Here is a 1,822-nt window from a genome sequence, read left to right as displayed (position 1 = left end):
TGTGGTCCAGTCCCAATCAGTGATCATGGTGCGCATCAGGCGGGCCGCGGTCGACAAATGGCTGTCGGCGCCCCAGAACAGGGTGAGCCTGCGACGGCAGTCGGGGCTGGCCACGGCGGTCCAGACGAGCGGGGCCCGGGTGGCCGTCTGCCGGGCGAAGGCGGGGACGAGACCGATGCCGAGTCCAGCGCCGATCAGGTCGGCGATGGCGCTGAGCTCGTCGACTTCGCAGACGATCTTCGGTGTCAGGTCTCGCGCGGCGAAGAGCCGGTCGAGCAGGCGCCTTTGCCAGTGCCCCTTGCGCGCGGTGACGAACGCCTGGCCGGCGAGCTCCTCGACGCTCACCGACGTACGGGCCGCCAGTGGGTGGTCAGGGGGCGTGGCCACCCCCACCGCCTCGTCGAGCAGTTGCATCCGCTCCAGGCCCTCGGCTTCGATCGGCTGGGAGGCGACGCACAGATCGACGTCGTGGGCTCGCAGGCGGCGGGCCATGTCCTCGGCAGGCGACCAGTGGAGTTCGACCTCGACGGAGGGATGCGCGCGCTTGTACGCCGCCAGCGGTCCGGTGAGGGTGAGGAAGGTCTCCGATGCCAGCCGCACGGTGCGCACGCCCTCGCTGGTGGCCTCGGCGACGGCACGCCTGCCCGCTTCGAGCTCGCCCAGGGAACGTTCGACGTAACCGCGGAAGAGCTTCCCGGCCTCGTTCAGCCGGAGACGGCCGCCCCGGTCGAACAGCGGCGTGCCGAGTTCGCTCTCCAGACGGGCGATGGTGCGGCTCAAGGATGGCTGGGCGACGCGGAGCTCGTCGGCGGCGCGGCTGAGGTGCTCCAGTCGCGCCACCACCAGGAACTGGTTGAGCGAGTTCAGATCCATCGTCCCTCATATCCGCCAGAACATAACGAGATAGCAATATTGATCTTAGACAGGATAACTCTGCGGTCATAGCTTCGGGAGGTGGATCAAGAACGGAGTGAGGAGGAGGCCTCATGATCACCGGAGGGGTGATGCGGGCCCTGGTCACCGCGCACCTGGTCGCGATCTTCGGCCAGCCCGTGTTCGCCGGCCTGTACCTTGGCGGTGACTTCGACGGCCTGCGCTGGCATGCGGCCGGCGCGAACGTCGTCACCTCCCTCGGCTACCTGCAGCTGATCGCGGCGATCGTGGTCTGGGTCCGGTCGCGTCAGGCCTGGCCGTTGCTCGCCACGCTGGCCGTCGTGGCGGCCGAGACGGTGCAGTACTTCGCCGGGTTGGACGGGACGCTGTGGCTGCACCTTCCGCTGGGCGTGTCGACCATCGCCGGGCTCGTCGTGCTGTTCATCGCCGTCTGGCGGCGGCCGGCCCACCGTCAGGAGGCCGGCCGTGCGTGAGCCGAACCTGACCAGGCGCCAGGCGCTGGGCATCGGCGGGGCGCTCGGGCTGATGGCAGTCACCGGACTGTCGGCCGCGGCCGCGCTGTCGCGCCGAGTACCGTTCACCGGTGCCGAGTTGGCCAGTGCACTGCCGCTGCCACCCGCGTTCGGAGTGCCGTTGCCGCTTCCGTCCGTGCTGAAACCGGTCACCACCTCGGGCGGTGTCGACCGGTACGAGATCAGCCAGCGTGAGGTGTCCCTGGAGATCCTGCCCGGCGTCAGGACTCCGATGTGGACCTACCACGGCACCTTCCCTGGCCCGACGATCGAGGCGCGCCGCGGCAGGCCGGTCACCGTGACGCACCGCAACGAACTGCCCGTGCCGACCGTCGTGCACCTGCACGGTGGACGGAACACGCCGGACTCCGACGGATACCCGACGGACCTCGTCCTGCCCGACGGCTGGCCAGCCC

General features: G+C 69.7%; 3 protein-coding genes. 2 read left to right on the top strand and 1 reads right to left on the bottom strand.

Annotated features, from left to right (window positions below; translation table 11 throughout):
* On the bottom strand, positions 1 to 873 hold an 873-nt coding region (locus tag FNH05_RS36880; RefSeq protein WP_144593458.1), incomplete at its 3' end, for a LysR family transcriptional regulator.
* A 113-nt stretch (positions 874 to 986) separates the two neighbouring features.
* Between FNH05_RS36880 and FNH05_RS36875 the strand changes: the two genes are divergently transcribed.
* Positions 987 to 1,367 (top strand): hypothetical protein, encoded by a 381-nt coding sequence (locus tag FNH05_RS36875; protein WP_144593457.1) that lies wholly within the window; start codon positions 987 to 989, stop codon positions 1,365 to 1,367.
* A partial coding sequence (locus tag FNH05_RS36870) for a multicopper oxidase domain-containing protein (protein WP_246128160.1) occupies positions 1,360 to 1,822 on the top strand: 463 nt, incomplete at its 3' end. The genes FNH05_RS36875 and FNH05_RS36870, both read left to right, overlap by 8 nt.

The organism is Amycolatopsis rhizosphaerae, from assembly GCF_007713715.1.
Classification (GTDB): domain Bacteria; phylum Actinomycetota; class Actinomycetes; order Mycobacteriales; family Pseudonocardiaceae; genus Amycolatopsis_E; species Amycolatopsis_E rhizosphaerae.
Note: the sequence above shows the minus strand (reverse complement) of the source record. Positions and strands in the feature narration are given on the sequence as shown.